This is a genomic window from Oscillospiraceae bacterium (genome assembly GCA_015067255.1).
In the GTDB taxonomy this organism is placed as follows: Bacteria; Bacillota; Clostridia; order Oscillospirales; family SIG519; genus SIG519.
Genome location: SVMS01000009.1, coordinates 1 through 25,601, shown reverse-complemented (window position 1 = coordinate 25,601; position 25,601 = coordinate 1). Strand labels below are relative to the sequence as shown.

Genomic DNA, 25,601 nt, shown 5'->3' with positions numbered 1-25,601 from the left:
CCTGTTTTTTGTTCTATATGAATTGCAATCTTGAGATTGCATGAATTGCAAAGCAACGCAGCGATATAAATCCCTTACGGGATTTGCGATATACGCTGATGCGTGCGATATGCTTTTTTCAAAAGCGCGATATGCCCTTCGGGCGTGAAATAGGATTTATATCATATCGAGTTTTGAGTGAAGCGAGAAACATATCGATTTTACGGTAGTAAAAATATCGAGCAGACTTTAGTCTGCATATCGACTGATTTTTTAGCTTTCTAAAGAGAAAGGACTGTATGCCCACGCAGTGAGGGAAGCTCTCCTTTGTCGGTATTGATTTGTCGCACCTCAATATTCGGTATACGTAGAAGTATTCCTTCTTCGGTGGCAAGTATTTCTATCTCATCATCCTTGTTTAATCTGAATACCCGCCTGAACTCCTTGGGAAGAGTTACTCTTCCTAAGGCGTCTACTTTTCTTAATATGCCGATTTGTGTCATAATGATTACTCCTTTATATTCGACTAATAGCAGGATATTTCTGCTATATGTTTATATTATATCTTATAAAAGAAAGAAATTTGTCGATTTATGGTACTATTTCAGAAAAATTATCGACAGCTTTCGACACAGAGCAAAAAAGAAGCCGACTATCATTTAGTTGGCTTCTTAATTTTAATTTAAATTTTTAATGTACGCATCAATCAAGTCTACAATACCTAACCTCTGTTTTGGGGTCAGAGTATCAAGCTTTTTTGTAATATCGTCATAAACACAATTTTTGCCGGCTTCAATTTCCCCGCTGAGAATAAAGTCTGCAGAAGCATCCAAAGCATTAACAAGCTTGATAAACAAACTCAGACTTGGAAATTTTGCCCCACGTTCAATATCAGAAATATACGTTGTGCTGATATCCACTTTCTCAGCTAATTGCTCTTGAGTAAGCTTAGCTTTGTTTCTTGCTTTACGCAAACGGGAACCGATTGCCGCCTTATCCATCTTTGTATCTCCTTCACAAATAGCAGTATACTTATATAAATAGTATAAGTTTTTAAAAGCTGTTGCGGAATAAACTATTATTCTAACATTCTACTATTCGTAGAAGAAAATGCATATTTTGTGAGTTGAGGTGGCAATTCATAGCGTTGCTTTGCAACGCAGCGATATAAATCCCTTACGGGATTTGCGATATACGCTGATGCGTGCGATATGCTTTTTTTCAAAAGCGCGATATGCCCTTCGGGCGTGAAATAGGATTTATATCATATCGAGTTTTGAGCGTAGCGAAAAACATATCGATTTTACGGTAGTAAAAATATCGAGCAGACGTTAGTCTGCATATCGACAAGAAGGGGATGTAAAAAAAGCGCAGAGCGCATAAAACAAGTAAATAAAAGGATTATATACTATCATCTCTTGAAAGAAAGAGCAAAATTTAACAAAAACATCTTTTTGCTAATTCTTTTAAGAAATATACGTTTTATGTTATCTGCCAAATTCGCCCTTGACGTACCTCTGTACGCCGTCGGGTAACCGCCGACAAGGCTTTGTCGGCGCGAAATTGACAGATTCTGCACCTTTTTTCCTATCCCCTAAAAATAGGCTGTAAAAAACTTTTGTTTTTTACAGCTTCTTCTTTACTTATTAAGAATTTCATCAGAAAAAACCGATGCGGTAATCAATTTTTCCGGTGCAATATCTAAAGCATCGGCAATATTATATAACACATTCAGTGAAAAGCCGTATGCCATATTCGGGGCCTCTATATTACTCAGCAACGAACGGCTTATATTTGCCTTTTCTGCAAGCTTCTCCTGTGATAAGCCTCTGATTCTGCGAAGCGTTGATATGGCAATACCGAGCTGGATAAAACGGTCTCGGTTTTTATAATCAACATCCTTTCCCATGAAACCTATCCTCTTTTCCACAAGTATTTTTTATAATTATAATTATTATAAATATTATACTTTTTAATAGCTTTTCTTTCAGTGTTTTTATATCAGCACTTGATTTTATTAGTCAGCGAATATATAATATTATTTGACGTTTGCGTTAATTTATCAGCGAATAATTACAATAAAAAATATATTTTGAGGTGATGTTATGGAATGTGAAAATCGTTTTTTGCGTGTATCAGAACAATGGGAAGTATAGTCTTGAAAAAATAAGCATAGATATTTCGGGAATGTGTAAGGAATGTATATATGTGAGTATGGATAAAAAGCTTTTGCTTGAAGAAAAACTAAAGCTTTTGAAAAAGTATGAGAAGGATACTTAATATAATGAATTGCAAATCAATCTTTTGCTAAATTTATTATTTCTTTCCCTTGCTTTTTGGCGTATTCTATTGTTTTTGAGGCTCCGCCGCCTTTTTTCTCAATGTAACAGATAATCAAATCTGCCCTGTCAACCATTTCCCGATTACGTGCTTGTATTGCCGCTTTCGGATGTACCCTTGCGCAAGCTATTTCCACATCAGTATAATATCTATGAAAAGCTTCTTTATTATTGCTATATTCCGCCGTCAGATACGGAAGAACTAACACAAGTGAGCTGTTGATGTCCCCGTATCTTTTTTGCGCTCGCAGCACAGACGAAGAGGCAAACTGGTCAAAATCCCCGTTTCTTCCCACAAGAAATTAGATATATTCCTTTTCTTTAATAAGCTTTCCTATTTTCTCTTCAAGTAAATTTTCCACTTTAATCAGATTGTTTATGTGCCTGTGTCCAAAAAACGCAACTGTAAAAAAATTAAACATTAAACCTCACTCTCCAAGCATTTGTGTTTTAAAGGTATATTTATTGCTGTTTTACAAATAATTTGATTTATAAAACATATAATATTTGATTATAACATATTATATATTATTAAACAACTAAAATAAACATATATTTCTGGAATAGTTTACCCTATCAATACACTAAAATATAACATAGAGAGGTGTAAACGATATGGACAGAAATTTTATCAGAAACAGAATCACACAGTTGCGTCTTAAAAAGGGTGTATCTGAATATCAAATGAGTTATGACCTCGGTCATAGCAGAGGTTATATCTACAACATATCTTCAGGTAAATGCTTGCCTCCTATGGCAGAGTTTCTTGAAATATGTAACTATTTTGAAATTACTCCCAGTCAGTTTTTTGATTCTTCCATTGAAAACCCTGCTTTGCTTCAAAGCGCAATTGATGAATTGAGAAAGCTTAACGATGATGATATGATGCTTATTATCGGTCATATCCGCCGTTTGACAAAAGAACAAAGATAAAGAAAGCCGTGATTTTTCACGGCTTTCTTTTCGGCACTATATGAATTGCAATCTTGAGATTGCATGAATTGAAAGCAAAAGCTTTCATGAATTGCCAGCGGCATGAATTGTGACTTCGGCACATTGTTGTAATGAATTGCAGAGCAATTCAATTCATGGAGCGAAGCGAGAATTCACAGCGTTGCTTTGCAACGCAGCGATATAAATCCCTTACGGGATTTGCGATATGTTGCAGAGCAACTCGATATGCTTTTTTCAAAAGCGCGATATGCCCTTCGGGCGTGAAATAGGATTTATATCATATCGCAATCGACCTGAAAGGGCGATTATATCGCATTTGAGCATAAGCGAAAATATATCGCATTTGCAAAGCAAATATATCGCCTAACAGACAAAAAGCAAGAACGGTTTTCGTTCTTGCTTTTTTCTGTTATCCTGTTTGGGTGTCGGAGTAGACTGAGTAAATCAGGTCCCAGGTAATAGGACCTACTATTCCGTCGGCATTAAGTCCAAACAGCGTTTCAAAGGCTATGACTGAGTTTTCCGTTTCCACTCCGTAAAAGCTGTTTATCGGCGGGGCGGGGATTTCAGTATAAACGTTTGCTATTCCTGCAAGCCATTCCTGTAGCTGACGTACATATTCGCCGCTGCTGCCACGCACTAAAAATGTACCTGGGGGCAACAAAAGGGGAGGAGTGTCGGCATTTTCTTTAATCTGCGGCTGAATTGCCGTAAAAGCGTCATATAGCTGATTCCAGGTAAGTCTGCCCACTATTCCGTCGGGAGCAAGACCAAAAAACTGCTGAAAAGCTTTGACTGCGCTTGTGGTAGAGGCATCAAAGCTGCCTGTTATCTGCACAGGCTGTAAATCGGGATAAAAAAAGGATAAAGTATCAAGATAATACTGAATAAGCTTTATTTCGTCTCCGCTGTCGCCCTCTCTCAGCACACCGGGGAAATCGCTTGAAACGTCGGAAACCTGAAGCCCCTCAGAATCAAGCTCGTTAAGTCTTTTAACACCCGAATAGATACTGGAGATTTTATACCAGGTGTTTTTGCCTACTATTCCGTCGGGGGCAAGATTGAAAATCTCTTGAAATTTAAGAACGGCAGCGCTTGTGCTTTCATCAAAAACACCGTCTGTAGAGCTTATTTTGGGGATTGCAGGGTAGTTTTCGGATATTCTGTTAAGCTGTACCTGAATTGTGCGCACATCGTTTCCGATTGCGCCTAAGCGCAAGGGCCTGCCCGGATAGCTTTCCGTCGAGGCTCGTACAGGCGCATCTGTTTCTATTACGATATCGTTGCCGTAATAGTTTTGCAAAATCTGATAGGGCAGAAGCCCGTCATTTGCAAGAGATACAGAGCCCCATTGGGAAAGTCCCTCACAGGTAGAGGTTGTGCCGTTGCAGTACTGGGCAAAAAGAGGCTCGATATTATTACCTCGTCTTATAAAGTTGTCGAAAATGTCGTCGACTATTCGGCTTACATTTTCAAATATATCTCTGCCGTTTACAAAGGATTGGTCTGTGGCGGTAGAATTGGTTATATCAAAATTATATCCTCGGGAACGGTAATATTCTGTATAAACACGGTTGAGTGCAAAGGAAATCTGCGCTAAAATGTTGGCTCTGATGGCATTTTCGGGCCAGGTGGGATAAATTTCACTTGAAGCAACATTTTTAATGTACTCATCAAAGGGTACGGTAACGTTTGGCGCATCCGAATCGGGAGGACCTAAATGCACCGTTATTGTTTCGGGAATATAGGGAAAGCCTTGTGGCATTTGCAATCAATCCTTTCAGCTGTTTGTAAGGGGATTTTCGGGAGTTATAAACTCTAAATCTGTTTTTCCGTTGTTCCCTATGGGCAGAGGAATCATATTTACAGGCACATAGGCTGTCTGTCCGCCGTATACCTGCATACCGATATTTACAATATCGTAGTACCCCGACTTGCTTATTCTTGCATTATAAACCTCGTAGGGAATAATGTCGCTCGGCAAGGCAGTTAGCTTTCTGTTGGGAGCAGGCAGTGGAATTTTCGGGGTAACACCCGAAATGTCGGTAGTTACAACCTTGTTGAAAACCTCCGCTCCGTTTTCTCTGCGGCTTACTGTTACAACTGCATCTTTTACAGGAGAAGTCTGATTTCCCGAGGTTACAAAGAAATATATATATCCCATATCGTCAAGGGGCGCAGTTGTCTGCGGAGCAAACTGCGACTGTTCGTCTTCGGGAGTGAGAGGATAGAGAGGCTCTGTACCCTCTTGCTCGGGAGTAAGCTCGGCAGGGTTGCTCAAATTGGGATTTGGAATAGGAGAAGGTGTCGGAGTCGGGGAAACAGGATTTGGCATAGGAGCAGGAGAAGGGTATGGCACTTGAGGATTTGGAATAGGGGGAATAGCAACATCTTGTTGTTTTGACCTTGTATCACTAACAATATCTTGTGGTTTTGTTCTATAAGGACGGTTTTCAAAAACGGGGGAAGTCTTATCCCAATTAAGCGCAGACAGGAAAATATCGGTAGTTGCTTTTTCGTAGTCTTTTCCTTTAAGACGGGAAGCTTCTTTCATCTTTTGGTGCTGTTCTTCTAAGTAATCGTCTATGCTTTTAAGAATTTGTTCGTTGTCGTGCTGTCTTGGGAAGGGACAGGAGCTTTGATAAAGGCTTTGGTCGGTTACGGGGTCCATTTCCTCAAAGGAGAGAGAGTCTTGCTGCTGCAAGGGCTGTTGAGGAGTAGCAGATTGTTGGGGTTCTCCGTAAAGGCTTTGGTCGGTTACGGGGTCCATTTGTTCAAAGGACAAGCCTTGCTGTGCTTCGAAAACAGGAATGGCTTTTTCTTCAACGGCATCTTCACAGCAAGGAGCGTCAGGCACAGCGGGAGTTTTATATGATGGGGGAGCTTCATTGACAGGGGGCTGAGGGGTTTCTTGAGGCAGAGTGCTTCTTTTTTGCATTTCCATTAGTTCTTTTATATATTTTTCCATAGAGCTTTTATTTGTATAATCCAAGAAATCAAGTCCTTTCTTACGGGATAATGTTCGTATCAGTATATGCAAAAGCCTACAAGAATATGAATTTTGTTTCACGTGAAACAAAAGCGGTAAAATGTTTCACGTGAAACACTAAATTTTGCTTTACTTAGAGAGTTGATTGTGATATAATAATCGGGTAAAAATTTATCTTCAAAGGGAATAGAAAAAGGCAGATAACATAAAACATACTGTTTTTTGAAAGGCTTTTAAGCGTTTCAAAAACTACAATTATTTCATTATATAGGGGTGGATTATGGGGAAAATAATTGCAGTAGCAAATCAAAAAGGCGGTGTGGGTAAAACTACAACGGCGGTAAATCTTGCGGCGGCTATCGGCGCTTGCGGAAAAAAAGCCTTGTTGGTGGACATCGACCCTCAGGCAAACGCTACAAGCGGTTGCGGTTTGCGTAAAAAAGAAATTAAAAAATCCTCCTATGAATGTCTTATCGGAGAGGCTTATGCACAGGATTGCATTGTTAAGACAGCAAGTAAAAACCTTGATATTCTGCCTGCTCAGATGACTTTGGCAGGGGCGGAGATAGAGCTTGTAGAGCTTTCCAACCGTGAAGGACGGCTAAGGGCGGCACTTTCGGAGGTGCGTGGAAATTACGATTTTATATTCATTGATTGTCCTCCCTCCTTGGGTCTTTTAACCTTAAACGCTCTTTGTGCGGCAGACAGCGTGCTTATGCCCATTCAATGCGAATACTATGCTTTGGAGGGACTTTCTCAGCTTACCAATACTGTTAAGCAGGTTAAAATGCGATATAACCCTTATATTGACATCGAAGGCGTGCTTCTGACTATGTATGACGGAAGACTTAACCTTACTATACAGGCGGCAAACGAGGTTAAAAAGTTCTTCCCAAACAAAGTCTTTAAGACAGCAATCCCCCGTAACGTAAGGCTTTCCGAGGCTCCCAGCTACGGACAGCCCATAACCGATTACGATAAAAGGTCTAAAGGAGCTATTGCTTATACAGAGCTTGCCAAGGAAATAATCAAAAAAAATAAAAAGGAACGGTTTGACAAATGAAAAAAGGTTTAGGACGTGGACTTGGCTCACTTTTTGACGATAACGAGCTTGATTTATCGTTAGCGCAAAGCCGAGAAATGACAGAATTTGTCAGAATTACACAGGTAGAGCCGGACAAAAATCAGCCAAGAAAAAATTTCGATGAGGAAAAGCTCAACGAGCTTGCAGAATCTATAAAAGAGCACGGCATAATTCAGCCGATAATAGTGCACCGCCTTGAAAACGGCAGACTTTGTATAATTGCAGGTGAGCGCCGTTGGAGAGCCGCAAGGCTTGCAGGGCTTGAGGAAGTGCCTGTAATTGTGCGTGATTATGACGAGCAAAAGGTCAGAGAGGTTGCGCTTATAGAAAATCTGCAAAGAGAGGACTTAAATCCAGTAGAAGAGGCAAACGGATATAAGTCTTTGATGGACAGCTACAAGCTTACACAGGAGCAAATTGCCGCAAAGGTGGGAAAGAGCAGACCTGTTATTGCCAATGCGCTGAGACTTTTAAATCTTCCCGGCGCTATTTTGGGAATGCTTGAAAGCGACGAGATTACAGCGGGACACGCAAGAGCGTTGTTGTCCTTTGAAAATGCGGAGGAAGCTGAAAACGTGGCACGCCGTATTGTGAAGGAAGAGCTTACTGTAAGACAGGTAGAGAATTTAGCTAAGGCAAAGCCCTCACAAAAGCAAGAGGAGAAAAACGAGCTTATTTCAAAGGGAGATTTACTCATTTTGAAAAAACAGATAGAGGAAGCCCTGGGAAGAAAGGTTAAAATAAATATAGGCGCAAATAAGGGTAAGGTAGAAATTGAATTTTACGGCAGTGAGGACTTAAATTCCCTTATTTCAAAGCTTGCAGGGGAAATATATTAAAGGATTAGAGGCATTATGAAATTTAATTTTTTTAAGAAATCACAGGATGCGCCACCCGGCGGAACGGTGAGACATTTTTGGCTCTATGCACTTATTTTGTTTTCCTTTGCTTTGGCGCTTATGATGATTGGACAGTATTTGCAGACTCAGGAGTTAAAGCAGGTACAGTCATCATTACAGATTGAGGAGCAAGAGGGACAAAACAAGGTTTCAGCCTTGCAGACGGTACAACAGCTTAACAAGGAGCTTTCAAGCCAAGTGGCTCAGCTCAATGAACAGCTTGCCGAGGCTAAGGGTGATATTGCTTCTGCTCAATACGATATAAGTGTTTTAGAGAAAAAAATAGAGCAAATGTCATTGATTATAGAGGCTCAGAACCTTTACTATTCGGGAAAATACTGGGACGGCAAGCAAAAGCTTAAGGAGCTTCCCGAGGAAGAGGTTTTAGAGGATTTAGTTGAATTATATCAGACCGTTAAAAAAAGATTAAGATAAAAATTTATTTTGAAGGGACTTTTTAAAAATGTTGGACATCAAATTTATAAGAGAAAATGCAGAGCTTGTAAAGAAAGGAATGGAGAGCCGAAACAAAGATGTGGATATAGACGCTCTTATAGCTCTTGATGATAAAAGAAGAGAGCTTATCAGCCTTACAGAAACAAAAAAGGCTGAGCAAAACAAGGCTACAAAGGAAATTCCTATGCTAAAGAAGGAGGGAAAGGATACAAGCGAAGTTTTTGCAAAAATGAAGCAGCTTTCCGATGAAATCAAGGAAATAGATGCACAACTAAAAGAAATTACAGATAATTTAAACGCAGAGCTTTTAACACTTCCCAACGTGCCTCACGCAAGCGTACCTTTCGGAAAGGACGACAGCGACAACGTAGAACAGCGCCGTTTCGGAGAACCCAGAAAATTTGATTTTGAGCCTAAGGCTCATTGGGATATCGGCAAAAACTTGGGAATACTTGACCCCGAAAGAGCAGGAAAGATTACAGGCGCTCGTTTCCATATCTACAAGGGCTTAGGCGCAAGACTTGAGAGAGCAGTTATAAGCTTTTATCTTGACACTCACACCAAGAGAGGCTATACCGAGATTTTTCCGCCCTTTATGGTAAACAGAACATCTATGACAGGTACAGGACAGCTTCCCAAATTCGAGGAAGATGCTTTCAAAGTAGCTAATACAGACTATTTCTTAATTCCCACAGCGGAAGTGCCTGTTACCAATATGCACGCTCAGGAAATTTTAGAGGGCTCACAGCTTCCCTATAAATATTGCGCTTATTCCGCTTGCTTCAGAGCAGAGGCAGGAAGCGCAGGCAGAGATACAAGAGGACTTATCCGTCAGCATCAGTTCAATAAGGTTGAGCTTGTTAAGTTTGCAGACCCCGAAAACTCCTACGATGAGCTTGAAAAGCTGACAAATGATGCAGAATATGTTTTACAGCAGCTGGGACTTCCCTACAGAGTAGTGCTTTTATGCTCAGGGGATATGGGCTTCTCCTCTGCAAAGACCTATGATATTGAGGTTTGGATGCCTTCCTATAACAGATATGTAGAGATTTCAAGCTGTTCTAACTTTGAAGATTTCCAGGCAAGAAGAGCAGGAATCCGCTTTAAAAACGATATTAAGGACAAGGCAAAGCTTGTTCATACTCTTAACGGCTCAGGTGTTGCAATAGGCAGAACTGTTGCGGCAATTCTGGAAAACTTCCAGAACCAAGACGGAACTGTTACAATTCCTGAGGTTTTAGTTCCCTATATGGGCGTTGACTGCATAAAATAATGTATAAGCAGTTAAAAAGCTTAGGGGAGTCGGATTTAATTCGGTTTTGTATGCCCGGACATAAAGGTAAAAATACAGGAAGCATTTTTGACAGCGTAAATAAATACGATTTTACTGAAATAGAGCCTACGGATAATCTCTTTGCTCCCGAAGGTATAATTAAGCTATCAGAGGAGAAGGCGGCGGAGCTTTTTAAAAGCAAAATAAGCGCTTACAGCGCTTGCGGTGCAACTCCTCTTGTAAAAGCAAGTCTTTATCTTGCCTGTAAAAATAAAAATGTTTTAGCTATGAGAGGCTCCCATATGAGCTTCTTTGACGGCGCCGCCTTGTGCCGCTGTAAAGTTGAGTACCTTTACCCCGAGCTAAACGGCGGAGTTTCAATGCCTCCGACCCCTTATGAGATAGAAAAAAAGCTTGAAAAAAAGAAATTTGAAGCTCTCTTTATAACAAGCCCCAACTATTACGGAGTAACAGCGGATATAGAGGGAATAGCAAAAGCTTGCAAAAAATACGGAGTTATTTTAATTGTAGATAATTCCCACGGCGCTCATTTGAGATTTATTGACGGCGGAAAAAATCATCCGCTTGCCTTGGGTGCTGATTTGGTTATAGACTCTGTCCACAAAACCTTACCTGTTTTGACAGGGGGCGCAATTTTACACTCTAACGCAGATTTTACAAGAGCGCAGATAAAAAGGGCAATTTCTCTTTTTGCTTCCACAAGCCCCTCGTATCTTGTTTTAAACTCTATTGACTGTGCCCTTGAAATGTGCCGACAAAACGAGAATTTATTTGACTTAGCGGCAAAAAGGGTAGCTGATTTTAAAATAAGGCTGAAAAATGAAGGCTTTTTCATTTTAGAGAGCGAGCCTATGAGAATAACTCTTAAGCTTTGCCAAAATCAGCTTGATGCAAGAGAGATTAACAGGCAGCTTTTAGAGCGTTACAATATAGCCTGTGAAATGGCTGACAGAGATAACCTTGTTTTGATTATGTCCCCCTTTGACAGCGACGAGGATTTAGAAAAGCTGTTTAATGCTTTGTGTCAGCTTAAAAAGGAAAAAATTGGAAAACCAAAGCCTCTTTTAAGGCAAATACCTTGCGCACAGGCACTTATGGAGCCATATCAGACTCTTTTTGCTCAGACACGGGAAACAGAGCTTAAGGAGGCAGAGGGAAAAATCTGCGCAAGCCATATAAATATATGCCCGCCCTGTATACCCATAGTGGCAGCAGGAGAGCTTATAACAAAGGAAATTATTGATTTTATTACTGAAAATACCGATATTACTACAATAAGCATTATAGAGGAGAATTGTGACAATGAAACTTATAATGGCAATAGTTAATAATGACGACAGCTCAATGGTGCAAAAGGAGCTTACAAAATCGGGCTTTGCCGCAACAAAGCTTGCTACAACAGGCGGCTTTCTTTCCAGCGGTAATACCACCTATATAGTAGGTGTGGACGATATTGACGTTGAAAGAGTTATGAGTATTTTTTCCCGTTTTTCAAAAAAGAGAAACGCTCCCGTTTCTGTGCCTACCGAATACGGCTCTGTAGGAATGCCTACTGAGGTAAGTGTAGGCGGCGCAACTGTTTTTGTGCTCAACGTTGAAAGATTTGAAAAGCTGTAAATCAGCGTTTTTAATGAATTACTGCGTAATTCAATTCACGGAGCGAAGCGAGAATTCATGGTGAAAACCAATTCATGATGCAAAGCATCAATTCATTTATTTTTATGAATTGCAATCTTGCGATTGCATGAATTGAAAGTAAATACTTTCATGAATTGCCAATGGCATGAATTGTGCTAAAGCACATTTGTAATGCGTTACTGCGTAACGCAAAAGAGCTAAATAAGCACATTACAATCAATAAATAAGGAAGTGTTACGGTGGTTTCTAAAGTAAGCAGTATCGGACTTTCGGGAATAGACGGCTTTGTTGTTGAGGTAGAGGCAGACGTTTCTACCGGACTTCCCGTATTTGATATTGTAGGCTTGCCCGACAATGCGGTAAAAGAGGCAAAGGAAAGAGTGCGTGCTGCCGCTAAAAACTGCGGCTTCGAGCTTCCTAATGACAGAATAACCGTTAACCTTGCCCCTGCTGACACTAAAAAGGAAGGCTCTGTTTTTGACCTTCCTATTTTACTTTGTGTGCTTAAGGCGGCAGGCTGTATAAACGTTGATTTAAGCGGCTGTATTTTTGCAGGCGAGCTTTCTCTTGACGGTAAAATAAGAGCTACAACAGGTATTTTGCCAACTGTTCTTGCCGCTAAAGAGGCAGGCTTTAAAAAGATTTTCGTGCCCGTTTCCAATGTACAGGAAGCGGCGGTTGTGGAAAATGTGGATATTTATCCCGTTTTTGATGTGGTACAGCTTCTTGAGCATCTCTCAGGCAGAGAGCTTATTTCTTCTGCGCCCTGTTCCTTGGAGAATATACAAAAAGAGCATAGCTCTGAGCTTTTGGATTTTGCCGACGTATGCGGACAGGAGCAGGCAAAAAGAGCCTTGGAAATAGCTGCCGCAGGCGCTCATAATATTTTGCTTATAGGAAGCCCCGGCGCAGGTAAAAGTATGCTGGCAAAAAGATTGCCCTCTATTTTACCTCCGATGTCAATAGAGGAAGCCATTGAAACTACAAAAATCTATTCTGTGGCGGGTCTTATGCCAAAGGAAACCTCTCTTTTGTTGGACAGACCCTTCAGAGCGCCGCATCATACCGCTTCTAAGGTCGGTCTTTCGGGCGGCGGCAAAACACCCAAGCCGGGAGAAATCTCCCTTGCCCATAACGGCGTTTTGTTTTTGGACGAGCTTCCCGAATTCCCCAAAAGTATTATGGAGGTTATGCGTCAGCCCTTAGAGGACAACAAGGTAACTATTTCAAGAATAAATTCAACTCTTACCTTTCCCTGCTCCATAATGCTCGTCTGCGCTATGAACCCTTGCCGTTGCGGATATTACGGTCATCCTACAAAGGAATGTCGTTGCTCTCAAAGCTCGGTGACCCAATATCTTTCTAAAATATCGGGACCTCTTTTGGACAGAATAGATTTACATATAGAAGTTCCGCCCGTTGAGTTTGAAGAGCTCAACAAAAAGGACGAAAAAGCCGAAACCTCGGCACAAATACGTGAAAGAGTAGAAAAAGCGAGAGAAATTCAGCGAAAGAGATATAAAGAGTATAAGCTTCACAACAACGCACAGCTTCCCTCTGCACTTATGAAAGAGTTTTGCAAAATAGATAAGGATACAGAAACCTTTTTAAAGCTTGTATTTAATAAGCTGTCCCTTTCTGCAAGAGCTTATGACAGAATTTTAAAGGTTTCCCGAACAATAGCCGATTTGGAAGGGGAAGAAAGCATAAACGCCTCTCACGTATCGGAGGCTATAGTTTACCGTAGCCTTGACCGCAAATATTTTTCTCAATTAAGGTGATTTTTAATGAAAATAGATATGCACGTTCACACCTCACAAGCAAGTCTTTGCGCTTGTGTAGATGCAAAAGAAACAGTACAGATGTATAAAGATGCCGGCTATGACGGCATAGTTCTTACAAACCATTACAATATTTATCAGTTCCCTTTTTATGAAAACAGCCCTCACAAAACGGCTGAGAACTTTATTTGCGCTTATGAGAACGCAAAAGAAGAGGGGGACAAAATCGGGCTAAAAGTTCTGCTTGGATGCGAGCTTTCGTTTACAGATAGTAATAACGACTATCTTTTATACGGATTGGATTGTGATTTTATAGAATTTATAGCAGATAAGTTAAATGTCAGCTTTTCTGAGTTTTTGAAATACAAGCCCGAAAACACTCTCATATATCAGGCGCATCCATTCAGAAACCATATGAAAATTACACCTCCGCAGCTGCTTGACGGAATAGAGAGCTACAACGGAAATCCCCGCCACGATTCCAGAAACGAAATTGCAAAGGAGTGGGCAAAGAAATTTTCCTTAAAAACTGTATCAGGCTCTGATTTCCATCAGCCTGAGGATATCGCCATAGGCGGAATTGTTACGGAAAAGCTTATAAAAGACAACACTGATTTAATAGAGCTGTTAAAAAGTCAGGAATATGAGTTAATTAAAAAATAAAGGGGGTCTGCATATGAAGGCTGCTTATGCCACTTTAGGCTGTAAAGTCAATCAATATGAAACAGTGTGCATACAAAACGAGATGGAAGCCTTAGGCTTTGAAAGTGTCAGCTTTGAAGAGTATGCAGACGTTTATATTATAAATACCTGCTGTGTTACGGCAGAGGGTGAAAAAAAGTCAAGAAATATGATACGCAGAGCCAAAAAGAAAAACCCCGTGGCTTCAGTTGCAGTATGCGGCTGTTTTTCAGAAAAGGACGGGGGAAAGGCGGCGCTGTCCTGCGGTGCCGATATTGTTTTCGGCAGTGCTGACAAGGGTAAAATCCCCGAAAAGCTATGCCAATTTATAAAAAACAGACAAGGCTATATTTTTGATAAAAAAGTAACGCAATATCCCGAAATTGAACCGTTGACAGTTAAAGGCGGAGAAAGAACAAGGGCGACTGTAAAGGTTGAGGACGGCTGTAACAATTTTTGCTCCTACTGTATTATCCCTTACGTCAGAGGCCGTGTGCGTTCAAAAGAGCCTTTAGCTGTTATAAATGAAATAGAGGGTCTTGTAAAAAAAGGCTACTGCGAATTTGTCATAACAGGAATACATCTTGCTTCCTACGGAAAGGAAAGCGGAAAATACGAGCTTACCTCTTTAATTGAGCAGATTGCAAAAACAGACGGGGTTGAAAGAATACGCTTAGGCTCTCTTGAGCCGACCTATATAACAGAAGAAACGGCGAAAAGGCTTTCGAAAATAAAGGAGCTTTGTCCCCATTTTCATTTGTCCATGCAAAGCGGCTGCGACAAAACCTTAAAAGAAATGAACAGAAAGTATACCTCAGAGAGATTTTATGAGAGCGTTATTCTTTTGAGAAAATATTTTGACAATCCTGCAATCACTACGGATATACTTACAGGCTTTCCCAACGAGAGCGAGGAGGATTTCAAGGAGGGTGCAGAGTTTATAAAAAAAGTAGGCTTTGCACAGGCGCATATATTCCCTTATTCCATAAGAGAGGGTACTGTTGCGGCAAAGCTTGAAAATCAAGTGCCCGAAAGTGAAAAAGCAAAAAGAGTCAAGGCTTTAAGCGAGATAACCAACAAAAGCAGAGAGGACTTTTTAAAAACTCAGATTGGAAAAGAGCATAAAGTGCTTTTTGAGCAAAGAAAAGGTGAGTTTTTTGAAGGCTATGCAGAAAACTACGTTCCTGTTTATGTTAAATGTGAAAAAGAGCTTACAAACATTATTGCTTTGACAAAAATAGAAAAGCTCGAAAACGGAATTTGTTACGGGAAAATTGTCGAATTTTGAGAGTTGAAAAAATAAAAAAAGTATGTATAATAGAGTTGTATGTTTTTTAGGCGGAGGGCAATATGGATATTGATAGAAAAATAGAAGAACAAAAAGAGCATCCCGACAGCATAAGCTATAAAGAATATAAAAGCAAAAAAGGCACTAATGCGCCGATGAATCGAAGAAGAGTCAGAGTTAAGGTGAGAAAAAAGCGCAGAGTGTTAATTTCCAGAAATACAAGAAAGTACACCGTAAAGGAAAAGGTTCTTTTCGGCACTATTTTATTTTTGGGCTTTGCAGTAGGCGTAGAGCTTACAATTATTCTTCTTAAGGCTTTAAGCGCTGTAGACATTCCGATAGGGATTATAAATTAGGGAGGTTTTATTATGGATAAAAAGTTCGTAACTCTAAAAAAAATAATTGACGATAATTTTCTTGAAATTATTTTTACAGCAAAAGAGCCGGAAAACATTCATATTTACGCCAACGACATAAACCGTCCTGCCTTACAGCTTGTAGGATATTTTGAACACTTTGACAATAACAGAATTCAGGTTTTGGGAAAGGCTGAGCTTGCCTATATCGAAGAAATGGATAAGGCGCAAAGACCTGTCATTTTCGAAAAGCTTTGCCAGACTAAAATTCCTGCTATAATAGTTGCAAGAAGTATGGAAATCCCCCCCGAGCTTATTGAAGCTGTTAAAAACCACGGAGTTGCTCTTTTGAGAAGCAATGACACTACATCGGGACTTATGTCCTCTTTGATTTACTACTTAAGTACAGCCTTGGCGCCTTGTATTACAAGACACGGCGTTCTCGTAGAGGTTTACGGTGAGGGTATTTTCCTCACAGGTGACAGCGGCGTCGGAAAAAGCGAAACCGCAATAGAGCTTTTAAAAAGAGGCCACAGACTTATTGCTGACGATGCCGTGGAAATCCGCAGAGTTTCCAATAAAACTCTTGTAGGCTCTGCCCCCGAAATAATAAAATATTTCATTGAGCTCAGAGGTATCGGAATTGTAGACGTGCGCCGTCTTTTCGGTATCGGTGCCGTAAAGGAAACAGAAAAGCTCAATCTTGTTATAGAAATGGAGCCTTGGGACGAAACAAAGCAATACGACAGACTTGGTCTTGATGACCAGTTTACCGATATTCTCGGCATCAAGCTCCCCTCTCTGAAAATCCCCGTAAAGCCGGGTCGAAACTTAGCCGTTATTATCGAGGTTGCGGCTATGAACCTAAGACAGAAGAGATTAGGCTACAAAGCAGCGGAAGAGTTAAACCGCCGCTTAGAAGCCCAGTATAAATAAGGGATGTTAAAATTCCATATAATTCCCAAACTTCACCCTTGACGTACCACTGTACGTCGGCGGGTAACCCTACGGTGAAGTTTGAAAATTCTATGAAATTTTCCCTATCCCTTGAAACTTACTTAAAAATTCTGAAAAAATTTCCTGTTTCTTAATGGGCAAGGCTTTACCGAAATTTAAAAATTCTGAAAAATTTTCCCTATCCCTTGAAGTGTTATAACTTTCTGTACGTCGGCGGGTAACCCTACGGTGAAGTTTGAAAATTCTATGAAATTTTCCCTATCCCTTAAGGAATGTTAAATTTTCCTATAAAAGCAGAGAAAAAAGTATCGCATTTTTGGTGCGGTACTTTTTTATGTGTAAAAACAAGAGCTTAATAAGATAAAATTCGTGCATTGTGTTGACGGCATGCACATAATATGCTATAATGTGCATAGAATAAAAGTGGAGGTGCTATTATGGAGTCTACAAACTTGAATATCCGTACCGATAAAGAAGTGAAAATGCAGGCTGAAAAGATTTTTGATGCTTTGGGACTTAATATGACCACTGCTGTTAATATCTTTTTAAGACAGGCGATCCGTGAGAACGGTATTCCTTTTGAGGTCAAGCTGAATATCCCCAACGAAACCACTGCCGCCGCTATCGCAGAGGGAAGAGCTTTGGCGTATGACAAAAACGCGACAGGCTTTTCCTCTATGTCTGATTTAAGGGCGGCGTTGGAAGAATGAAGTACGAGATTCGGTTTACTACCCAATTCAAAAAGGATTTGAAGCTTGCCAAAAAGCAAGGCAAGGATATTGAGAAACTGTTTACCGTTATTGATAAGCTGGCAAACGGTGAGCCATTGGAAGAAAAATATCGTGACCACGATTTAAGCGGTAACTATAAAGGCTGTCGGGAATGTCATATAGAACCCGATTGGTTGCTTGTGTATGAAGTGATTGATGATGTATTGGTTTTAATGCTTTATCGTGTAGGTAGCCATTCTGATTTATTCAGGTAAGAAAAAGGGGCTGTAAAAAACTTTCGTTTTTTACAGCCTATTTTAATGTGCCAACGGCACAATTCATGCCGTAGGTAATTCATGAAAGTCTTTACTTTCAATTCATGCAATCGCAAGATTGCAATTCATAAAATAAATGAATTGATGCTTTGCATCATGAATTGGCTGATGCCATGAATTCTCGCTTTGCTCCATGAATTGAATTGCAAAGCAATTCATTAAATGATGTTCTAACTAATATTACGCATTTTTGGTGCGATACTTTTTTGTATCTTTTGATAAAACAAAAAGTATAATTAAGTTCAATTATACACAATGTTTTTGAATTATGGCTAAAAAAGTCTTTATTTCGGTATATGAATTGAATGCGCCGAAGCTTATTCTGACGGTGCCGCCCTCGTTCAGAGTGCCGATTTTTTTGTGGGCAAAGGGGGCGCAATGCAGACCGCTTCTTACAAAGATGTTTTGACTGTTGAGAATTTCAGCCACCTCGTCGGCAGTTTTGCCCTTTATATTAAAGGAGAGAACTCCTGTATAGGTGTTGTCGGGAAAAGGGGTATAAAGAATAACGCTTTTTATTTTTGAAAGCTCTTTATAGGCAAAGGCTAAAAGCTCGTTTTCCTGCTTGAAAATATTATCAAGGCCTCTTTGCTTAATAAAGCGCACGCCCTCTTCAAGTCCTGCAATACAGGGAGTAGGCAAAGTACCGCTTTCGTAACGCTCGGGGGCATTTTCGGGCTGAAACAGCTCAGCTGAATTGACACCGGTTCCGCCCTCTACGAGAGTTTTGAGCATAATAGGACAATTTAAAACTATAACGCCTATGCCCTGTGGCCCATAAAGACCTTTATGCCCTGCAAGACATAAAAAATCAATATTGTCCCGCATCACATCTATATCCACTACCCCTGCCGATTGGGAAGCATCTACACCGAAAGGGATATTTCTGCTTTTTGCCGCAAGGCCTATTTCTCTTATCGGTAAAATTTTACCCAATACATTTGATGCGTGGGTGCAAAAAATCATTTTGGTATAGGGCGAAATTGTATTTTTGAAGTTTTCCACAGTTTTTTTATCGTCATCAAGGCAGACCTCTGCAACACTTATCCTTGCGCCGATAGCCTTTAAAGGACGTATTACGGAGTTATGCTCTAAATCTGAAACTATTACCTCGTCGCCCTTTTCCACAATGCCCTTGATAACGGTATTTACAGACATTGTGGCATTGAGTGTAAAAACTATATTTTGCTCCTCAGCATTAAACATTTCGGCAAGCAGGCTTCGACAGGAATATACTTTAAGAGCAGCCCTTGCGCATAGCTTGTGCCCGCTTCTGCCCGGATTTGCCCCGTATTCGCTGACAGCTCTGCTCATAGCCTTAGAAACCGAAGCAGGCTTAGGAAAAGAGCTTGCCCCGTTGTCGAAATATATCATAAAATTTTCCTTTCGTTTGTTACAGCGTTGCAAAGCAACGCAGCGATATAAAGCCCTTACGGGATTTGCGATATACGCTGATGCGTGCGATATGCTTTTTTCAAAAGCGCGATATGCCCTTGCGGGCGTGAAATAGGATTTATATCATATCGCAATCGACCTGAAAGGGCGATTATATCGCATTTGAGCGTAAGCGAAAATATATCGCGTTTGCAAAGCAAACATATCGCCAAAAAAAGGACAGAGAATGTAAATTTTCTATGTCCTTTATGAAATGCAATCTTTCGATTGCATGAATTGAAAGTGAATACTTTCATGAATTGCCTACGGCATGAATTGTGCCTTCGGCACATTGTTGTAACAAATTGCGTAGCAATTCATTACAACGATGCGTTTATTCCGTTGTGCTGCAAAAGGCTCAGTATATATTCTGCGCTCTGGTCGGTGTAGACATAAAGAAGATAGCTACAGCCCTTAACGGCATCGTTTATGCGCTTTACCTTTACCTTATATCTGTTTTTATTGAGAAAATTTTTTGCCTTTATGGCATAGGTTACCGATTGACACTTTATTTCAATAGCGGATAGATTTTTCATTCTTTCGCTCCTTTTTTACTAACTATTATATAGTATGTGCAAAAAATTTTTTTGCCAACAAAAAAACAAGAACTAAAACGTTCTTGCTTTTTAATGTGCCGAAGGCACAATTCATGCCGTAGGCAATTCATGAAAGTATTCACTTTCAATTCATGCAATCGCAAGATTGCAATTCATAAAAAAGGCTGTAAAAATTTTTCAAATAAATAATGTAAGTCGACAAAATCCGACCTTTTTTGATAGACTATATATAGTATAATCATAAAAAAGGCGGTGAGAAAATGAATTATGATAACATTTTAAAGCAGTTGGCAAAAAAAGAAAACATTTCTGTAGAAGAAGCAGAAAAAGAAATACAAAAAGCTCTTAATTTAGCAGGCTTAGAGCTTTCTGCAAAAGAATTTGTCGAAACGGTTGCAAAACTGTTGAAAAAGGACTATATATAATACGATAGCACAATATATAGTCCAAAAATTCCTAATGAAAATTATAAAATATTTTCGTTAGGAGTGATACTCGTGAATATTACGCAAGCTGTTAAAGCAAGATTTGAAGAATTATGCTATAAAAAGGATTTGAATTTCTGCAAATTGGCAACTCTTTCGGGCGTACCGTATACAACTGTAAAATCAATATTATATAATCAAAGTCAAAACCCCGGTATTTCCACTATTAAGAAGCTATGCGATGGGCTTGATATTACAATAACGGAATTTTTTGACGCTGAAATTTTCAAAAATTTAGAGCAAGAGATTAAATAATTTAAAAGTGGAATTTGCAATTTCGCAAATTCCACTTTTTTACATCTCTATTAATTCTGTTTTTATTGCTTTTCCGTTATTGTCTGTTTCTACAAAGACGCCGTGGACCTTGCCCTCGCCCTCTTCCTGAACAAAGGTTACGGGGCGTTTGGTGAGAAACTTTTTAAGAACTATTTCCGTTTTAACTCCCAAAACGGAATTTTCTACGCCTGTCATTCCCAAATCGGTGATGTAGGCAGTGCCTTTTTCCAAAATGCGTAAATCGGCAGTCTGTACGTGGGTATGTGTACCGAAAACACCAGAAACTCTGCCGTCAAGATAATAGCCCAAGGCTATTTTTTCACTTGTTGCCTCTGCGTGAAAATCCACAAAAATATATTTTGCCTGTCCCTCAATTTCTTTTAAGATTTTGTCTGCCGTTTCAAAGGGGGAGGCAAGGCTTTCCATATAGACACAGCCCAAAAGATTTATAACTGCCACGCTGTATTTACCCATATCGAAAATACAGTAGCTTTTTCCGGGAGTGCCCTCGGGGTAGTTGGCAGGGCGGATTATAAATTCACATTCGTCTAAATACTCTGTCATTTCGTGCTTGAACCAAACGTGATTTCCCGTAGTTATAACGTCTGCCCCTGCAGAAAAGATACGCTGTGCGCTCTCCTTGCTTATGCCGTTTGGCTTTGAGGAATTTTCACCGTTTACACAGACAAAATCCGCATTATATTTCTTTTTAAGTAAGGGCAGTTTCTTTTCAAGGCAAAGACAGCCCGAATTGCCCACAACATCGCCTATAAAAATACAGTTCATAAAAATCTCCTGTTTGTTAATGCTTTAATTATAATGATTGTTATTTGTCGAAACGCTTTTCAGCGTTTCGACAAGCCGTTTTTCGGCTTTGTGCAATTGAATTTTAATACTATTCAATTGCACACGACATTCATTGCAATGGTTATTGGCAATTTTTTAAAGAAAAATTGTCCCAAAATCAAAGATTTTGTGTCGAAACACATATGTTTCGACTAACTATAACCATTATAACTTATGTTTTTAATAAAAACAAGGAAAAAATGATAATCAATTGACAAGAGGAGCGCAAAATGATAAAATTTATCTTTGGAGGGGATAAAATGAATTTTGATGCACTTGAGAAATATATAGACTCTCTTTATTCAAAGGGAATAGTGGCTTGCGATCTGGCAGTTTCCTATAAAGGCAAAACAGTTTTCAGAAAAAGCGCAGGCTTTTCTGATATTGAAAAAAAGACACCCGTAAGTAATAAGGATAAATACTGGATATATTCCTCCACAAAGCCTATTACTGCAGCGGCAAGTATGCAGCTTATCGAAAAGGGTAAAATCAGTATTGACGATGAGCTTTGCAAATATTTACCCGCATATGAAAAAATGTCTGTTTTTAACGGTCAGGAAATCGTACCCGCTAAGAATAAAATTAAAATCAAAGATTTGCTGACAATGACTGCAGGCTTTTCCTATGACCTTACGGCAGAAGCCATTGTAAAGGCAAGGGAGAAAAATCCCCTTGCATCAACAAGAGAAATGATAGATGCTTTAGCAAAACAGCCTCTTTTGTTTGAGCCCTCTGAAAAATTCAATTACAGCCTTTGTCTTGACGTTATGGGCGCTGTAATCGAGGTCGTTTCGGGAATGAGCTTAGGCGAGTATTTCAAAAAGAATATTTTTGAGCCTTTGAGAATGAATAATACAGGCTTTGCTCCAAATTCAAAGAGGCCTGACAATATGTCCTCACAGTATTGGTATATCCCCGAGGAACAGAAATCCTCTGTTATTGAATGTACAAACGCCTTTATTTTAAGCGAAGGCTTTGAAAGCGGCGGCGCAGGACTTTATTCCACTACTGATGACTATTTGAAATTTGTAACGGCTATGTCAAGCCCCGAAAATCCCATACTAAAAAAAGAAAGCGTTGAATTTATGAGTAAGGATTGGCTTTCTGAAAGCTGTAAGAAGGATTTTGACCTTATCAATAAAAAGGGCTACAGCTACGGCTTCGGCGTGCGTACTCTTGTAGATAAGGAAGCATCAAAAAGTCCCATCGGCGAATTTGGTTGGGACAGCGCAGGCGGTGCCTTTAACCTTATGGATATTAAAAATGAGCTTGGTATAGTATATTTCCAGAATATTCACAACTGTACCTATGCCTTTGACAAAATACATTATGACATAAGAGATGCTGTTTATACAGCCTTGAATATTTAATAGATAGGATTGAGCTTTTTGGCTACTAAAAAATATACAAATGAAAGTATTTCTGCATTAAAGGGTGCAGACAGAGTAAGAAAAAGACCGGGCGTTATTTTCGGCTCTGACGGAATTGACGGCTGCCGTCATTCTGCCTTTGAAATTCTCTCCAACTCCATTGACGAGGCAAGAGAGGGTCACGGCAATAAAATATATGTTACCCTTTACAACGATATGTCTGTCGAGGTTGAGGACTTCGGACGAGGCTGTCCTGTAGACTTCAACGAAAAAGAGGGACGCTATAACTGGGAGCTTGTTTACTGCGAGCTTTATGCCGGCGGTAAATATAACAATGCCGACGGAGAGAACTATGAGTATTCCTTAGGTCTTAACGGCCTGGGGGCCTGTGCAACTCAGTATTCCTCTGAGTATATGGACGTTACCGTTTACCGTGACGGCTTTAAATACTCTCTCCATTTTGAAAAGGGTGAAAATGTCGGCGGTCTTAAAAAAGAACCTGCCGACAGAAAGCAGACAGGTACAAAAACCCACTGGAAGCCCGACCTTGACGTATTTACCGATATAAATATCGGCGGAGAGTATATCAGAGATATTTTAAAGCGTCAGGCAATAGTAAACAAGGGTATAAAATTTGTATTTAAAGAGCAAAATGAAAAGGGAAGCTTTTCTACCGAAAACTTCTTATACGAAAACGGAATTGTAGACTATGTGCAGGAAAAGGCTTCGGATAAGGCTCTTTCCGCAATACAGTGCTGGGAAGCTCAGGACAAGGGCCGTGACAGAGAGGATATGGCGGATTACAAGGTTAAAATGCAGGTTGCATTTTGCTTTTCCAATACCTCTCAGATGCTTGAATACTATCACAACTCAAGCTTTCTTGAGCACGGCGGCTCTCCCGAAAAGGCTGTTAAAAATGCTTTTGTATATGAATTTGACAAATATATAAAGGAAATAGGAAAATACACTAAAAACGAGAGCAAGATAACATTTCAGGACGTTCAGGACTGTCTTGTTCTGGTAAGCAACTCCTTTTCAACTCAGACCTCTTACGAAAATCAGACTAAGAAGGCTATAACAAACAAATTTATTCAAGAGGCTATGACCTCATTTTTAAGACAGAACCTTGAAATTTATTTTAAGGAGAACAAAACCGAAGCCGACAAAATAGCTGACCAGCTTCTTATAAATAAGAGAAGCCGTGAAAACGCTGAAAAAGCAAGAATAAACATAAAAAAGAAGCTGACAGGCAATATAGATATGGCAAACCGTGTGCAGAAATTTGTGGATTGCCGTACTAAAGATACAAGCATAAGAGAGCTTTATATAGTTGAGGGTGATTCGGCTTTAGGCTCTGTAAAATTGGGAAGAGATTCCGAGTTTCAGGCAATAATGCCCGTCAGAGGTAAAATACTCAACTGCTTAAAGGCTGATTTCGACAAGATTTTTAAAAGCGAAATTATAACTGACCTGTTAAAAGTTATGGGCTGTGGCGTAGAGGTTAAAGCAAAGGCAAATAAGGATTTATCCACCTTTGATATAAATATGCTCAGATGGAATAAGATAATAATCTGCACCGATGCCGATGTTGACGGTTTCCAGATAAGAACGCTTATTCTGACAATGCTTTATAGACTTACCCCCACTCTTATTGACGAGGGAAAGGTGTATATAGCAGAAACTCCTCTATATGAAATCACCACCAAAAAGGAAACTCTTTTTGCTTATTCCGACAAGGAAAAGGAAGAGCTTACTGCTAAATTAGGGGACACAAGATACACCCTTCAGCGTTCAAAGGGACTTGGTGAAAACGAGCCTGAAATGATGTGGAAAACTACAATGAACCCCGAAACGAGAAGGCTTATAAAGGTTATGCCCGACGAAGCGGAGCAGACTTCAAAATATTTCGACCTGCTCTTAGGCGACAATCTGCAGGGCAGAAAAGACTTTATAGCCGAGAACGGATACAAATATATAGACCTTGCTGATATATCTTAGGAAATGTTAAAATTCCCAAACTTTACCCTTGGCGTACCTTTGTACGCCGTCGGGTAACCCTTCGGTAAAGTTTGAAAATTCTATGAAATTTTCCCTATCTCAATAAAAATAAGGCTGTAAAAAAACAAAAAAAGTTTTTTACAGCCTTTTTTTATAAATTGCTTGCAATTCATAGCGTTGTAAAGCAACGTATCTATACTTTTTTCAACGATGTATCGCTGATGCGATATGATATACGGCGTTGCCGTATGATATACTTGCTTCGCAAATATGATATAATATCCGTTCCTTCATGTGCCGAAGGCATATATCATCGCTCACAGAGCGATATCATATCGAAGATATATCACCCGTTCCGGCAGGAACGGATATCATTGAAAAAAACACTTCTTTCGGCAGTATTATATCACAAGTGCCTGCAACAAGCAACATTTGGTGAAGTTTGGGCTACGCCCAAGTGAAGCAGCGGCGAAGCCACTGTGAAGTATCGTGCTTAGGGTAGAACGAATAATCCGAACCCGTTTTAAAAGGCGGATTTTCGCTCATCCTACGTTAAAATACTCGTTAATCCATTGAGGATTAACTCCGTTTTTGCCTTGTCTTACCAAAAATCCTCTCTTTTTAAAATCTTTGACCTCAAAGGGAAAAGATTTCGAGGGATTTTTGACGAATTTAGGCGAAGCAAGGCTTGCGCCTTGCAAGAATAAATTAGGTGAAAAGCACCGAAAGATTACACTTTGAGGCGAGTTCGGATTGTTTGTTCTACCCTATATGTAACTGAAAACGAGGGACAAAAGAAAGAAGCATAGAGATGATAGAAATAAAAATTGTGGTTGATGAAATTGATTATAGTGGTATCGCTGAACTGGCAATACCCTTTGTTAAAGAAAAGCTT

25 protein-coding genes and 1 pseudogene are annotated in these 25,601 nt (G+C 39.8%); 17 read left to right on the top strand and 9 right to left on the bottom strand.

Translation table 11 applies throughout. From position 1 onward, the window contains the following. Positions 1-260 precede the first annotated feature (260 nt). The 4 genes and pseudogenes from E7480_03445 to E7480_03430 form a co-directional block, all read right to left on the bottom strand. Complete coding sequence (locus tag E7480_03445) at positions 261-482, bottom strand: AbrB/MazE/SpoVT family DNA-binding domain-containing protein (protein ID MBE6903642.1); 222 nt, start codon at positions 480-482, stop codon at positions 261-263. Between the two features lie 174 nt (positions 483-656). Beyond that, the gene (locus E7480_03440; protein ID MBE6903641.1) at positions 657-980 is read right to left on the bottom strand and encodes a helix-turn-helix transcriptional regulator; all 324 of its coding nucleotides are present in this window, start codon (positions 978-980) and stop codon (positions 657-659) included. A 638-nt stretch (positions 981-1,618) separates the two neighbouring features. After that, positions 1,619-1,888 carry a helix-turn-helix transcriptional regulator gene (locus tag E7480_03435; protein MBE6903640.1) on the bottom strand — a complete coding sequence of 90 codons (270 nt, stop codon included), beginning with the start codon at positions 1,886-1,888 and terminating at the stop codon, positions 1,619-1,621. A gap of 387 nt (positions 1,889-2,275) precedes the next feature. Further along, positions 2,276-2,740, bottom strand: a pseudogene (locus E7480_03430) (hypothetical protein). A gap of 193 nt (positions 2,741-2,933) precedes the next feature. Here E7480_03430 and E7480_03425 point away from each other — a divergent pair. Next, on the top strand, positions 2,934-3,251 hold the full coding sequence (locus tag E7480_03425) for a helix-turn-helix transcriptional regulator (protein MBE6903639.1): 318 nt from the start codon (positions 2,934-2,936) through the stop codon (positions 3,249-3,251). Between the two features lie 430 nt (positions 3,252-3,681). On the opposite strand, the gene E7480_03420 is transcribed toward E7480_03425, so the two are convergent. Both E7480_03420 and E7480_03415 read right to left on the bottom strand, forming a co-directional pair. Further along, positions 3,682-5,037, bottom strand: coding sequence for a spore cortex-lytic protein (locus E7480_03420; GenBank protein MBE6903638.1), 1,356 nt, complete (start codon positions 5,035-5,037; stop codon positions 3,682-3,684). Positions 5,038-5,052: 15 nt separating this feature from the next. Continuing rightward, positions 5,053-6,264 (bottom strand): hypothetical protein, encoded by a 1,212-nt coding sequence (locus E7480_03415; protein ID MBE6903637.1) that lies wholly within the window; start codon positions 6,262-6,264, stop codon positions 5,053-5,055. 277 nt (positions 6,265-6,541) lie between these two features. Here E7480_03415 and E7480_03410 point away from each other — a divergent pair, with 277 nt between their 5' ends. The 13 genes from E7480_03410 to E7480_03350 all read left to right on the top strand — a co-directional run bounded on the left by E7480_03410 (position 6,542) and on the right by E7480_03350 (position 17,680). Then, positions 6,542-7,324: a ParA family protein gene (locus E7480_03410; GenBank protein ID MBE6903636.1), complete on the top strand. Its 783-nt coding sequence runs from the start codon at positions 6,542-6,544 to the stop codon at positions 7,322-7,324. Further along, entirely contained in the window at positions 7,321-8,184 is an 864-nt protein-coding gene (locus tag E7480_03405) for a ParB/RepB/Spo0J family partition protein (protein MBE6903635.1), read from the top strand. Before E7480_03410 ends, E7480_03405 begins: the two co-directional genes overlap by 4 nt. Positions 8,185-8,199: 15 nt before the next feature. Further along, positions 8,200-8,679 carry a hypothetical protein gene (locus E7480_03400; GenBank protein MBE6903634.1) on the top strand — a complete coding sequence of 160 codons (480 nt, stop codon included), beginning with the start codon at positions 8,200-8,202 and terminating at the stop codon, positions 8,677-8,679. Positions 8,680-8,707: 28 nt separating this feature from the next. Continuing rightward, on the top strand, positions 8,708-9,973 hold the full coding sequence (serS, locus tag E7480_03395) for a serine--tRNA ligase (protein MBE6903633.1): 1,266 nt from the start codon (positions 8,708-8,710) through the stop codon (positions 9,971-9,973). After that, entirely contained in the window at positions 9,973-11,322 is a 1,350-nt protein-coding gene (locus E7480_03390; GenBank protein ID MBE6903632.1) for an aminotransferase class I/II-fold pyridoxal phosphate-dependent enzyme, read from the top strand. Before serS ends, E7480_03390 begins: the two co-directional genes overlap by 1 nt. Beyond that, a complete protein-coding gene (locus E7480_03385) occupies positions 11,297-11,611 on the top strand; it encodes a transcriptional regulator (protein MBE6903631.1) in 315 nt (104 codons plus the stop codon). Before E7480_03390 ends, E7480_03385 begins: the two co-directional genes overlap by 26 nt. 260 nt (positions 11,612-11,871) lie before the next feature. Continuing rightward, entirely contained in the window at positions 11,872-13,413 is a 1,542-nt protein-coding gene (locus E7480_03380) for an ATP-binding protein (GenBank protein MBE6903630.1), read from the top strand. 6 nt (positions 13,414-13,419) lie between these two features. Then, positions 13,420-14,076 (top strand): PHP domain-containing protein, encoded by a 657-nt coding sequence (locus E7480_03375; protein MBE6903629.1) that lies wholly within the window; start codon positions 13,420-13,422, stop codon positions 14,074-14,076. Between the two features lie 13 nt (positions 14,077-14,089). Then, on the top strand, positions 14,090-15,382 hold the full coding sequence (mtaB, locus tag E7480_03370) for a tRNA (N(6)-L-threonylcarbamoyladenosine(37)-C(2))-methylthiotransferase MtaB (protein MBE6903628.1): 1,293 nt from the start codon (positions 14,090-14,092) through the stop codon (positions 15,380-15,382). Positions 15,383-15,444: 62 nt separating this feature from the next. Continuing rightward, positions 15,445-15,738 (top strand): hypothetical protein, encoded by a 294-nt coding sequence (locus tag E7480_03365; GenBank protein ID MBE6903627.1) that lies wholly within the window; start codon positions 15,445-15,447, stop codon positions 15,736-15,738. Positions 15,739-15,750: 12 nt separating this feature from the next. Beyond that, positions 15,751-16,674 (top strand): HPr(Ser) kinase/phosphatase, encoded by a 924-nt coding sequence (hprK, locus tag E7480_03360; GenBank protein ID MBE6903626.1) that lies wholly within the window; start codon positions 15,751-15,753, stop codon positions 16,672-16,674. Between the two features lie 458 nt (positions 16,675-17,132). Then, entirely contained in the window at positions 17,133-17,405 is a 273-nt protein-coding gene (locus tag E7480_03355; protein MBE6903625.1) for a type II toxin-antitoxin system RelB/DinJ family antitoxin, read from the top strand. Next, positions 17,402-17,680 (top strand): type II toxin-antitoxin system YafQ family toxin, encoded by a 279-nt coding sequence (locus E7480_03350; GenBank protein MBE6903624.1) that lies wholly within the window; start codon positions 17,402-17,404, stop codon positions 17,678-17,680. Before E7480_03355 ends, E7480_03350 begins: the two co-directional genes overlap by 4 nt. 306 nt (positions 17,681-17,986) lie before the next feature. On the opposite strand, the gene E7480_03345 is transcribed toward E7480_03350, so the two are convergent. After that, positions 17,987-19,114 (bottom strand): aminotransferase class V-fold PLP-dependent enzyme, encoded by a 1,128-nt coding sequence (locus E7480_03345; GenBank protein ID MBE6903623.1) that lies wholly within the window; start codon positions 19,112-19,114, stop codon positions 17,987-17,989. 380 nt (positions 19,115-19,494) lie between these two features. Next, positions 19,495-19,710, bottom strand: a complete 216-nt coding sequence (locus E7480_03340; protein MBE6903622.1) for a hypothetical protein — start codon at positions 19,708-19,710, stop codon at positions 19,495-19,497. Positions 19,711-20,228: 518 nt separating this feature from the next. Here E7480_03340 and E7480_03335 point away from each other — a divergent pair. After that, positions 20,229-20,471, top strand: coding sequence for a helix-turn-helix transcriptional regulator (locus E7480_03335; protein MBE6903621.1), 243 nt, complete (start codon positions 20,229-20,231; stop codon positions 20,469-20,471). Positions 20,472-20,510: 39 nt separating this feature from the next. On the opposite strand, the gene E7480_03330 is transcribed toward E7480_03335, so the two are convergent. Then, positions 20,511-21,278: a TIGR00282 family metallophosphoesterase gene (locus E7480_03330; protein MBE6903620.1), complete on the bottom strand. Its 768-nt coding sequence runs from the start codon at positions 21,276-21,278 to the stop codon at positions 20,511-20,513. Positions 21,279-21,598: 320 nt separating this feature from the next. Here E7480_03330 and E7480_03325 point away from each other — a divergent pair, with 320 nt between their 5' ends. Together E7480_03325 and E7480_03320 are read left to right on the top strand one after the other, a co-directional pair. Then, positions 21,599-22,708 carry a beta-lactamase family protein gene (locus E7480_03325; protein MBE6903619.1) on the top strand — a complete coding sequence of 370 codons (1,110 nt, stop codon included), beginning with the start codon at positions 21,599-21,601 and terminating at the stop codon, positions 22,706-22,708. An 18-nt stretch (positions 22,709-22,726) separates the two neighbouring features. Continuing rightward, positions 22,727-24,706, top strand: coding sequence for a DNA topoisomerase (locus tag E7480_03320; GenBank protein ID MBE6903618.1), 1,980 nt, complete (start codon positions 22,727-22,729; stop codon positions 24,704-24,706). The last annotated feature ends 895 nt before the right edge of the window (positions 24,707-25,601 follow it).

What these genes read in the sequence shown, in the direction of transcription:
- hprK (MBE6903626.1), top strand. Translation starts at nt 15,751, where the DNA reads ATGGATAAAAAGTTCGTAACTCTAAAAAAAATAATTGACGATAATTTT.
- mtaB (MBE6903628.1), top strand. Translation starts at nt 14,090, where the DNA reads ATGAAGGCTGCTTATGCCACTTTAGGCTGTAAAGTCAATCAATATGAA.
- E7480_03435 (MBE6903640.1), bottom strand. Translation starts at nt 1,888, where the DNA reads ATGGGAAAGGATGTTGATTATAAAAACCGAGACCGTTTTATCCAGCTC.
- E7480_03350 (MBE6903624.1), top strand. Translation starts at nt 17,402, where the DNA reads ATGAAGTACGAGATTCGGTTTACTACCCAATTCAAAAAGGATTTGAAG.
- E7480_03385 (MBE6903631.1), top strand. Translation starts at nt 11,297, where the DNA reads ATGAAACTTATAATGGCAATAGTTAATAATGACGACAGCTCAATGGTG.
- E7480_03400 (MBE6903634.1), top strand. Translation starts at nt 8,200, where the DNA reads ATGAAATTTAATTTTTTTAAGAAATCACAGGATGCGCCACCCGGCGGA.
- E7480_03440 (MBE6903641.1), bottom strand. Translation starts at nt 980, where the DNA reads ATGGATAAGGCGGCAATCGGTTCCCGTTTGCGTAAAGCAAGAAACAAA.
- E7480_03375 (MBE6903629.1), top strand. Translation starts at nt 13,420, where the DNA reads ATGAAAATAGATATGCACGTTCACACCTCACAAGCAAGTCTTTGCGCT.
- E7480_03405 (MBE6903635.1), top strand. Translation starts at nt 7,321, where the DNA reads ATGAAAAAAGGTTTAGGACGTGGACTTGGCTCACTTTTTGACGATAAC.
- serS (MBE6903633.1), top strand. Translation starts at nt 8,708, where the DNA reads ATGTTGGACATCAAATTTATAAGAGAAAATGCAGAGCTTGTAAAGAAA.
- E7480_03330 (MBE6903620.1), bottom strand. Translation starts at nt 21,278, where the DNA reads ATGAACTGTATTTTTATAGGCGATGTTGTGGGCAATTCGGGCTGTCTT.
- E7480_03410 (MBE6903636.1), top strand. Translation starts at nt 6,542, where the DNA reads ATGGGGAAAATAATTGCAGTAGCAAATCAAAAAGGCGGTGTGGGTAAA.
- E7480_03425 (MBE6903639.1), top strand. Translation starts at nt 2,934, where the DNA reads ATGGACAGAAATTTTATCAGAAACAGAATCACACAGTTGCGTCTTAAA.
- E7480_03340 (MBE6903622.1), bottom strand. Translation starts at nt 19,710, where the DNA reads ATGAAAAATCTATCCGCTATTGAAATAAAGTGTCAATCGGTAACCTAT.
- E7480_03420 (MBE6903638.1), bottom strand. Translation starts at nt 5,037, where the DNA reads ATGCCACAAGGCTTTCCCTATATTCCCGAAACAATAACGGTGCATTTA.
- E7480_03345 (MBE6903623.1), bottom strand. Translation starts at nt 19,114, where the DNA reads ATGATATATTTCGACAACGGGGCAAGCTCTTTTCCTAAGCCTGCTTCG.
- E7480_03325 (MBE6903619.1), top strand. Translation starts at nt 21,599, where the DNA reads ATGAATTTTGATGCACTTGAGAAATATATAGACTCTCTTTATTCAAAG.
- E7480_03365 (MBE6903627.1), top strand. Translation starts at nt 15,445, where the DNA reads ATGGATATTGATAGAAAAATAGAAGAACAAAAAGAGCATCCCGACAGC.
- E7480_03445 (MBE6903642.1), bottom strand. Translation starts at nt 482, where the DNA reads ATGACACAAATCGGCATATTAAGAAAAGTAGACGCCTTAGGAAGAGTA.
- E7480_03355 (MBE6903625.1), top strand. Translation starts at nt 17,133, where the DNA reads ATGGAGTCTACAAACTTGAATATCCGTACCGATAAAGAAGTGAAAATG.
- E7480_03390 (MBE6903632.1), top strand. Translation starts at nt 9,973, where the DNA reads ATGTATAAGCAGTTAAAAAGCTTAGGGGAGTCGGATTTAATTCGGTTT.